Below are 8,632 nucleotides of genomic sequence, written 5' to 3' on the forward strand. Positions count from 1 at the left end.
GGCCGCCGCAGGCGGCCGGAGCTGTAAAAAAATGTAAATCATTTTTTCACAGCCCCAATCCACACCCTCTGAATCTTTTCCCTTACAGCGTCCCGTCCAGTGCCTTATCCAGGGCATGGGCCAGCTGGTCGGCGCAGGAGGTGCCTTTTCCGGCACACTCATTGCCCCGAAGGATATCAGCCGCTTCTTTGGCGCTTCTTCCTTCCAGCAGTCTTCCAATGGCGGCAAGGTTTCCCGGGCAGCCGCCCTGAAATTTCAAATGGTGGATTTTCTTTTCATCGTCCAGGTCAAAGGTAATCTTTCTGGAACATACTCTTTCCGGTGTAAATTCATAGCTTTTCATATTTCTATCCTTCCTTAGGGAAGCGCTGATTAAATCACTGTCTGCTTTCATTCTTATGAAAGTAGACTCTATGAATTAATCAGTGCTTCCCTAGATTCTTCCTTCATAAATTCCTTCAGGTGGTTCCTGTACAGGTGGAAGATACCGTATACATACTGCTGCTTTTTCATCAGGTTGTCATTGGCATACCAGTCTTTGATGAGTTTTCCTCCCACCAGCACACTGCCGAAGGGAACCAGCAGGGCCACGCAGAGCATGCCTATGAGCTGCAGGGCATCCAGCCTTTTGGGACTTTGAATCACGTCCTCCAGGGTACAGAGGGCTTTCAGCTCTTTCAGAAAACGGTCATAGACCTGATGGTCCTTCAGCGCCTTTTCATCTACGTAGAGAAAGGCATAGCGGCCGCTCCATCCATAGCGGATGCCGAATTTTTCAAACCGCACCGCCATTTCCTCATGAAGCCACAGGCCCTGCGCCGGCCGTCCGATGAAGAGGACATGGACTTTGGGCATTACGGCATTGCGGTGCAGCCGCCACTGCTCTTCATTCATGGTGAGGATGCGAAGGTTGTTTTCGGTGAAGCTGCCTTCACCCCTTTCCTCGTCTTCCCGGATGAGGTGAAGGATTTCATTGGAAAGACCGGCATCCGCTTTGGCAGATACAATCAATAAAGTCTGTTTCATAGGGAGCCGCTCCTTTCCTGCTGAAGAGGTACGCCTCTTCTTTCTTTTACTATCATATCACGGATACAGGACGCTGGAAATATAGATTTCAGCAAACGCCGGGGAAGGAGTCCACGAATTCGATGCGGATGTCGGGAAAGCTGTCCACAAATTGGACGGTAAAGTCTTCTCCGTAGTCTACAAACTGCCACTCTCCGATGTCATCGGGGAAGGAGCTGACCGCTTTCACTTTCAGATCCGGAAAAGAGGATACCACCTGCACTTTGATGTCGGGGAAGGAGTCCACCACCCTGACCCGGCCGGCAAGGCGGATGTTTTTGAAATAGCCGTCCCGGTTGATGGGGCCGGCGGCGTCAGCGGCCAGGCATCCGGTGAGAAGAAGGAAGAAACAGAAAAACAGGGTGATTATTTTTTTCATGACAGGCCTCCTTTGATAGTCTATAAACATATGGAAGAAACAAGTCCTTCCGTTTTTTCTATTATACACTATAACTATGACAGACTCTGTCTTTATCATTTTTTATTTGCAAAAAATAAGGGTTTGTGATAGAGTATTTCTAACTTCACAAAAGCGTTGACAGGAAGTATTAAAAATTGCTGCTTGCTTTCAGAGAGTCATTGGATGGTGAAAAATGACAGAAGCGGATTTTGAACTCGTCCTCAAGCTGCATCGCTGAACAGGTAGGCGGTGCCGGCATCTGACCGTTATCAGCATAAGTGCATGCCATTGGCATGAAGAAGAGTGGTACCGCGAATCTTTCGTCTCTTGGAGACGGAAGATTTTTTTATTTGGTAGAATGGGAGGTTTTTGTATGGGAATGACAATGACACAGAAAATCCTGGCAAAGCATGCAGGACTTGATTCTGTGAAAGCGGGAGATTTGATTTACTGCAGCCTGGATCTGGTGATGGCCAATGATATTACGGCGCCGCCGTCTATTGCGGAATTCAAAAAGGTAGGACGGCCTGTATTTGACAGGGAGAAAATCGTGCTGGTGCCGGACCATTTCCAGCCGGCCAAGGATATCAAGTCCGCAGGGCTGGCTAAGATTGTTCGGGATTTTGCCAGGGAAAACGGCATTGTTCATTATTTCGAGCAGGGCAGGGTGGGCATCGAGCATGCCCTGCTTCCGGAAAAAGGACTGGTGGGGCCGGGGATGGTTACCATCGGCGCCGATTCCCACACCTGTACCTACGGCGCCCTGGGCGGTTTTTCCACCGGCGTAGGTTCTACGGACCTGGGGGTAGCCATGGCCACAGGCGAGGCCTGGTTCAAGGTGCCTGACGCCATTAAGGTGGTTCTGACAGGTACCAAGCCGGAAGATATTACAGGAAAAGATGTGATCCTGACTTTAATCGGCATGATCGGCGTGGATGGTGCCCTGTACCAGTCCCTGGAATTCACGGGACCCGGTATTTCCTCACTCTCCATGGCGGACCGGTTCACCATTGCCAATATGGCCATCGAAGCCGGTGGCAAGAACGGCATTTTCCCGGTGGACGAGAAAACGAAGACTTACATTGAAGGCCGGTTCACAAAGCCCTTTGAAGCGGTGGAAGCGGATGAAGATGCCCACTACTCCCGGGAAGTGCATATAGACCTTTCCTCCATGAAGCCGGTGGTATCTTTCCCCCACCTGCCGGAGAACACGAAGGTGGTAGGTACATTCGGCGACATTCCCATCGACCAGGTGGTCATCGGTTCCTGCACCAACGGCAGATTGGAGGACCTGGCCATTGCGGCCCGCATCTTTGAAGGACATAAGGTCCATCCGTCGGTGCGATGCATCGTTATTCCCGCCACGCCTGCCATTTATCTGGCGGCCATGCATGCGGGATACATTGATACCTTCATCAATGCAGGCTGCGCCGTATCCACGCCCACCTGCGGCCCCTGCCTTGGCGGGTACATGGGCATCCTGGCCTCCGGAGAGCGGTGTGTTTCCACCACAAACAGGAATTTTATCGGCCGTATGGGCCCCACGGATTCTGAAATTTACCTGGCCGGACCGCAGGTAGCGGCGGCCAGTGCGGTTATGGGACGGATTGCCGCTCCCAGGGAGGTGAAATGATGGCTGTGTTAGAAGGAAAAGTATGGCGCTATGGCGACAACATTGACACCGATGTAATTATTCCTGCAAGGTACCTCAATACCTTTGATCCCAAAGAGCTGGCAGCTCACTGCATGGTGGATATCGATCCATCCTTTGCTAAAGAAGTGAAGGCGGGAGACATTATGGTAGGAGGAAAGAACTTCGGCTGCGGTTCATCCAGAGAGCATGCGCCGGTGGCCATCAAAGCCTCCGGTGTGCCTGTGATTATTGCCGCTTCCTTCGCCCGCATTTTCTACAGGAACGGCATTAACGTGGGACTGCCCCTTCTGGAAATTGGAAGTGACGTGGAAAAAATCCATGCCGGTGACCGTCTTTCCATAGATCTCTCCACCGGTACCATACGGAATCTTACCACCGGTGACGTCTATCAGGCACCGCCCCTTCCCGGTTTCATCCAGGATATTGCCAGGGCCGGCGGGCTCATCAATTATGTAAAGGAGTATCGGTAATATGGGAAAGCATATCGTAGTCATTCCGGGTGACGGCATCGGCAGGGAAGTCACCGATGCCGCCGTAGAAATTTTAAAGAAAACCGATGAAATTTACCATCTGGATTTCACCTATGAGTGGAAGGATGCCGGCGGCACGGCCTATGATAAATATGGTGTGCCTCTGCCTGAGGATACGATAGAGGCCTGCCGGAAGGGGGATGCCATCCTCTTCGGCGCCGTAGGCGGCGACCAGTGGGACCATCTGGAACCGGTGCTCCGGCCGGAAAAGGCCATCCTGGGGCTTCGCAAATCCCTGGGCCTTTATGTGAACCTCCGCCCTGTAAAGATTGCGGATTCCATGATTGAATACTCCCCGCTGAAACCGGAAATCGCCAGAGGTACGGACATTATGATCGTTAGGGAGCTGGTGGGCGGCATTTATTTCGGAAAACGGTGCGAATCGGAAATTGCAGGCGGCGTCGAAAGGGCCTGGGACGTGGAAAGCTACTCCGTCCCCGAAGTGGAAAGAATTACCCGCTTTGCCATGGAGGCAGCGAAAAAGAGGCATGGCCATGTGACCAGCGTGGACAAATCCAATGTGCTGGCCTCCTCCCGTTTGTGGAGAAGAACCGCCATCTCTGTTCATGATCGGGAATATCCGGATATCCGTCTGGACCATATGTATGTGGATAACTGCGCTCAGCAGTTTGCCATCCATCCCTCCTTCTTCGACGTGGTGGTGACAAGCAACATGTTCGGCGACATCCTGTCCGACGAAGCGGCAGTCCTCTCCGGCTCCGTAGGCATGCTGCCCTCTGCCTCCATCGGCGAGGAAACGAGCCTTTATGAACCTATCCACGGCTCGGCGCCGGATATTGCAGGAAAGGGCATAGCCAATCCCATTGCCACCATCCTTTCCGCAGCCATGATGCTCCGCTACTCCTTTGGCGAAGACAGAGCCGCCGATGCTATCGAAAAGGCGGTGAATGATACCCTGGAAGATGGATATCGTACTGGAGACATTTATAAAGAAGGCATGAAGAAAGTGAATGGGGAAGGTATGACCGAAGCCATTCTGGACCATCTGAATCAATGACGGATTTTTTACTGGAAATATATTTCACAAATAATAAAAAGGGCACTCCATTCCGGGGTGCTCTTTTGCGATTCAGCTTTCCTTAAAAATCTTCATCATTTCATTGGTGAGGGAATAATCATCGGGCTGGAGGATGATGTCCTTCTTTTCCGCCCAGAAGGCTTCCTTCAGCTCCGTTCTGTCCATGACAATGTCCGTGCTTCCGTCCACTTCGCAGAAAAAGCCGGCCAGAATGTCACTGGCCATGGCCCAGGGCTGGGATTTGTAGTAGCGGATGTTTTTCACACGAAGCCCTGTTTCCTCCATCACCTCCCGCTGCACTGTTTCTTCCAGTGTTTCCCCGATTTCCGTAAAACCGGCAATGAGGGCGTAGTAGGAAATGGCCCTGCCTGCATAGCGGGTGAGGAGAAGTCTGTCATTCCAGGTGACCGCTGCAATGACGGCGGGGTTCAGCCTTGGATATATGGTGCGGCCGCAGGAAGGACAGATACGGGCCCTTTCGGAGGGAGAAGGCCGAATAAGGTTCCCGCAGCTGCCGCAGTATGTATTCTCCCTGATCCACCGGAGAATCTGGAAGGCAGTCCATGCAAGGAATACCTGCACCCGGGGAATGGCGGCGGTGGTTCTCATTTTTCCCATGGGAAGGAAGCGTCCCTCAGGCAGGCGGGGATTATCTATGGACAGGAAGTAGGAAATCCCGTCCAGGGAGAAAAGATACTCCCCGGAAGCGGGCTTCATATCCCGGGCAGTAGGAAATGAAAAATCGGGCAGCAGGAAAAGGCTTTCCTCCCGGAAGTACAAAATCCGGCTGTCCCTGTCCGGGCGTCGGGAAGGGTCGAAATGGTTATCGAAATGATGGGGTGCTATATCCTGGATCATAGGAATCTCCTTCTGTTTTCTATCCATTATACAATGGAGGTCAAAGCCTGCAGGAAACCCTTCCCAAAATGAAGGTTTGGTCATTTTATGGTAAAATGAAAACAGTATGAGTATGACTTCCGGGAAAAAATTTCATGGATTCCGGCGGAAGAGATGGTCATAGAGGAGGAGAAAAATGGACGCCATTCAATGTCTCATTTCAAGAAGAAGCATCAGGGAATATACAGACGAAACCCTGTCACCTCAGGAAATCGAAAATGTGGTGGAAATATCCCAGATGGCATCGTGCTGGGAGAACACACAGCCCATCCGCTATGTGGCGGTGCTGGACAAAAATCTGAAGGATAAAATCGCCGACGAGTGCACGAAGAAATTTCCCTGGAACACGGAAAATATCCATGCCGCACCGGCGCTGATGGTGCTCTGCACCATCAAGGGGCTGTCGGGCTATGAACCGGACGGAAGCCCCTCCACGACCAAGGGCACCCACTGGCAGTCCTTTGATGCCGGCGTGGCAGCGGCCCATTTCTGCCTGGCCGCCAACGCGCTGGATCTGGGTACCCTGATTATGGGACGGTACGATGAAGCAAAAATCAAGGAAATCCTGTCCCTCCCGGAAGAGTATGATGTTTCGGCCATCATCGCCATGGGCCATCCTGCCGTCATTCCGGCGGCCAATGAAAGAAAGCCGCTGAAGGAAGTGCTTTCTTTCCGCTGACAAAAGAAATGGAAAAAGGGCTTTGGAGAAATAAGGCCATTTCTTCAAAGCCCTTTTTTATGGTGCTTTTGGGTGCCTTCAGAATCTGTTATAATTGTGAAAAACAGTGATACTTTGACGACTGTTCATTTTCTCTATGGGAAAGGCGGAAGATGGGAATGATGGAAAAAGAGACAGACAGGGATGACAGGAAAACAGAGCGGGTTCTTTTCCTCTGGGACAGGCTGAGCCGCGGCGGCATGATCAGTCGGCAGGACCTGGTGGACGCCTTTGGCGTCAATATCCGGACCGCCAGCCGGTACCTGGCGGAAATCAGGAAGTACCTGGTGATGAAAGAGGAGCAGGATGGCATCCGCCGGGAACTTTACTACGACCGCTCCCTCAAGGTATACCGCATACGGGAACTGGAAAATGAAATGATTTCCCCCTGCGAGCTCTTTGCCATCGGGAAGATTCTTCTGGCCAGCCGGGCCTTCCACAGGGAGGAACTTAAGTCCCTGCTGGACCGGCTCCTGCAGTCCGCCGTACTGGGAACGGATAAAAAGGAAGTGGAAGAGTATATCCGGAGCGAACTCTTCGATTACCGGGACCCGTCCCACGGAAAGCCGGACCCGGACATTCTCTGGGCCATTGCCGGTGCCGTGAGGAATCACCATGTCCTTTCCTTTGATTACCGGCGGCAGGGAGAAACAGAGGGAAGGCCCCATGAAGTATGTCCCGAAGGCGTTCTTTTCTCGGAATACTATTTCTACATGCTGGGCGTTCCTGCAGGAGAAGGGAAACTGTCCGAAGAGGATACCCGGGTGTACCGGGTGGACCGCATGAGCCATCTGGTGGACATAGAACGCACTTTTACCATCAATTACGGAAAAAGGCTCCGGGAAGGAGAGTTCAAAAACAGCATCCAGTACATGTACGGCGGAAAGCCGGAACATATCCGTTTCATCTATAAAGGACCCAGCGTGGAAGCGGTGCTGGACAGGCTCCCTACGGCCAAAGCAGTGCTAAGAAAAGACGGCAGCTTCCTCATTACCGATGAAGTCCGGGGCGACGGCATCCTTATGTGGCTCCTGAGCCAGGGAAGCCGGGTCAAAGTCCTTTCGCCTGCTTCCCTGAAGGAAAAATGGCTGAAGGAAGCGGAAGCCATCTGCGAAGCAGGCAGAAAGTAAAACGACAGGGAAGAAACAGGCTATGATTATCAATACAGGACAGCGCACCGATATTCCCGCCTTTTACAGTCCATGGTTTCTGAAACGGCTGGAAGAAGGATACGTGATGGTGAGAAATCCCTTCAGCAGGGGACAGGTCACCTGTCTGCGGCTGGATCCCAGGGTGGTGGACCTCATCTGCTTCTGTACCAAGAATCCCAGGCCCCTGCTGCCCCATATGGAAAAGTTATCCTCCTTTCGACAGCTCTGGCATGTCACCATCACTCCCTACGGAAAGGATCTGGAACCCTATGTCCCACCGGTGCGAGAGGTACTATCCTCCTTCCGTACCCTGTCGGACATAACAGGCCCCTCCCGTATCTGCTGGCGCTATGATCCCATCCTGCTGACCGGCTCCTATCCTCTTTCCTTTCACATCCGCGCCTTTTCCTATATGGCGGAAGCGCTGGAAGGATATACCCACACCTGCATATTCAGTTTCCTTGACCTCTACAGGAAGACGGTGCGGAACTTTCCGGAAGGCCGGCGCGTAAGCCACGAAGACCAGTGGAAACTGACCGGGGAAATGGTAGAAATCGGAAGACAGCATGGCATGAAGCTGGTGTCCTGCCTGGAAGACCCGGCCCTTGCATCCCTGGGCGCAGATACCACCGGCTGTCTCACAAAAGAAAAGGTGGAAAAGGCCATTGGCCTTCCACTGAAGATTCCATCCTATGAAAAAGGGCCGGTGAGAAAGGGCTGCGCCTGCCTTCTGGGCCATGACATAGGCGCCTACAGCAGCTGCCTCCATGGCTGCCGCTACTGCTACGCCAATGAAAGCAGGGAAGCGGTACTGGCAAACAGAAGAAACCATGACTCCGACTCTCCTTTCCTTATTGGCGGGAGAGAAGAGGGTGACGAAATCAGGGAAGCCCGCCAGGAAAGCTGGATAGACAGGGAAGTAAGCCTTTTCTGAAAAACGGGGTCATCATAAAAAATGAAAAAAGATTCCTTGACAGCGGAAAAGGAAATTGATATAATCTATTACGCTAAACCTTGAGGCACCTGCCGATAAAGAAAACAGGGGTTGACAGGGAAAAGCAAATATGATATTATCATGAAGCTGTCACACAGCATCACGAAAAAACAGTTTGAAAAAACTTTGAAAAAAGAGTTTGACAAAACGAAAACTTCGTGATATGATAATCAAGTCGCTTGAA

At 52.0% G+C, this 8,632-nt stretch carries 10 protein-coding genes and 1 other annotated feature; of the genes, 6 read left to right on the forward strand and 4 right to left on the reverse strand.

Going from position 1 to position 8,632, the window contains the following annotated elements:
• Window positions 1-82 precede the first annotated feature (82 nt).
• The 3 genes from Q0482_RS01365 to Q0482_RS01375 form a co-directional block, all read right to left on the reverse strand.
• Complete coding sequence (locus tag Q0482_RS01365; RefSeq protein WP_299142441.1) at window positions 83-394, reverse strand: TIGR03905 family TSCPD domain-containing protein; 312 nt, start codon at window positions 392-394, stop codon at window positions 83-85.
• A gap of 17 nt (window positions 395-411) precedes the next feature.
• A complete protein-coding gene (locus tag Q0482_RS01370; RefSeq protein ID WP_299142443.1) occupies window positions 412-1,026 on the reverse strand; it encodes a hypothetical protein in 615 nt (204 codons plus the stop codon).
• A gap of 88 nt (window positions 1,027-1,114) precedes the next feature.
• On the reverse strand, window positions 1,115-1,444 hold the full coding sequence (locus Q0482_RS01375) for a hypothetical protein (protein ID WP_299142446.1): 330 nt from the start codon (window positions 1,442-1,444) through the stop codon (window positions 1,115-1,117).
• 147 nt (window positions 1,445-1,591) lie between these two features.
• Window positions 1,592-1,796 (forward strand) — a binding site (T-box leader).
• A 42-nt stretch (window positions 1,797-1,838) separates the two neighbouring features.
• Here Q0482_RS01375 and leuC point away from each other — a divergent pair.
• Genes leuC through leuB form a run of 3 tightly spaced genes read left to right on the forward strand, consistent with a single transcriptional unit; the run spans window position 1,839 to window position 4,667 of the window.
• Window positions 1,839-3,098 (forward strand): 3-isopropylmalate dehydratase large subunit, encoded by a 1,260-nt coding sequence (gene leuC, locus Q0482_RS01380; protein WP_299142448.1) that lies wholly within the window; start codon window positions 1,839-1,841, stop codon window positions 3,096-3,098.
• Complete coding sequence (locus Q0482_RS01385; RefSeq protein WP_299142471.1) at window positions 3,098-3,589, forward strand: 3-isopropylmalate dehydratase small subunit; 492 nt, start codon at window positions 3,098-3,100, stop codon at window positions 3,587-3,589. The genes leuC and Q0482_RS01385 overlap by 1 nt, the downstream gene beginning before the upstream one ends.
• Before the next feature lies 1 nt (window position 3,590).
• On the forward strand, window positions 3,591-4,667 hold the full coding sequence (gene leuB, locus Q0482_RS01390; RefSeq protein ID WP_299142451.1) for a 3-isopropylmalate dehydrogenase: 1,077 nt from the start codon (window positions 3,591-3,593) through the stop codon (window positions 4,665-4,667).
• Between the two features lie 72 nt (window positions 4,668-4,739).
• Here the strand turns inward: leuB and nudC are convergent, their stop codons facing one another.
• The gene (gene nudC / locus Q0482_RS01395; protein ID WP_299142457.1) at window positions 4,740-5,546 is read right to left on the reverse strand and encodes an NAD(+) diphosphatase; all 807 of its coding nucleotides are present in this window, start codon (window positions 5,544-5,546) and stop codon (window positions 4,740-4,742) included.
• 175 nt (window positions 5,547-5,721) lie between these two features.
• Here nudC and Q0482_RS01400 point away from each other — a divergent pair, with 175 nt between their 5' ends.
• The 3 genes from Q0482_RS01400 (at window position 5,722) to Q0482_RS01410 (ending at window position 8,388) form a co-directional block, all read left to right on the forward strand.
• Complete coding sequence (locus Q0482_RS01400; RefSeq protein ID WP_299142460.1) at window positions 5,722-6,264, forward strand: nitroreductase family protein; 543 nt, start codon at window positions 5,722-5,724, stop codon at window positions 6,262-6,264.
• Between the two features lie 158 nt (window positions 6,265-6,422).
• Entirely contained in the window at window positions 6,423-7,433 is a 1,011-nt protein-coding gene (locus Q0482_RS01405; protein ID WP_299142464.1) for a WYL domain-containing protein, read from the forward strand.
• A 22-nt stretch (window positions 7,434-7,455) separates the two neighbouring features.
• On the forward strand, window positions 7,456-8,388 hold the full coding sequence (locus Q0482_RS01410; protein ID WP_299142467.1) for a DUF1848 domain-containing protein: 933 nt from the start codon (window positions 7,456-7,458) through the stop codon (window positions 8,386-8,388).
• Window positions 8,389-8,632: the final 244 nt, after the last annotated feature.

The sequence above is a fragment of the uncultured Dialister sp. genome (assembly GCF_937959425.1).
Classification (GTDB): Bacteria; Bacillota; Negativicutes; order Veillonellales; family Dialisteraceae; genus Dialister.

Excerpts from the sequence above, each read along its gene's own strand:
- Q0482_RS01375 (WP_299142446.1), bottom strand. The coding sequence starts at position 1,444 with ATGAAAAAAATAATCACCCTGTTTTTCTGTTTCTTCCTTCTTCTCACC.
- leuC (WP_299142448.1), top strand. The coding sequence starts at position 1,839 with ATGGGAATGACAATGACACAGAAAATCCTGGCAAAGCATGCAGGACTT.
- Q0482_RS01400 (WP_299142460.1), top strand. The coding sequence starts at position 5,722 with ATGGACGCCATTCAATGTCTCATTTCAAGAAGAAGCATCAGGGAATAT.
- Q0482_RS01365 (WP_299142441.1), bottom strand. The coding sequence starts at position 394 with ATGAAAGCAGACAGTGATTTAATCAGCGCTTCCCTAAGGAAGGATAGA.
- leuB (WP_299142451.1), top strand. The coding sequence starts at position 3,591 with ATGGGAAAGCATATCGTAGTCATTCCGGGTGACGGCATCGGCAGGGAA.
- Q0482_RS01410 (WP_299142467.1), top strand. The coding sequence starts at position 7,456 with ATGATTATCAATACAGGACAGCGCACCGATATTCCCGCCTTTTACAGT.
- Q0482_RS01370 (WP_299142443.1), bottom strand. The coding sequence starts at position 1,026 with ATGAAACAGACTTTATTGATTGTATCTGCCAAAGCGGATGCCGGTCTT.
- Q0482_RS01405 (WP_299142464.1), top strand. The coding sequence starts at position 6,423 with ATGATGGAAAAAGAGACAGACAGGGATGACAGGAAAACAGAGCGGGTT.
- Q0482_RS01385 (WP_299142471.1), top strand. The coding sequence starts at position 3,098 with ATGGCTGTGTTAGAAGGAAAAGTATGGCGCTATGGCGACAACATTGAC.
- nudC (WP_299142457.1), bottom strand. The coding sequence starts at position 5,546 with ATGATCCAGGATATAGCACCCCATCATTTCGATAACCATTTCGACCCT.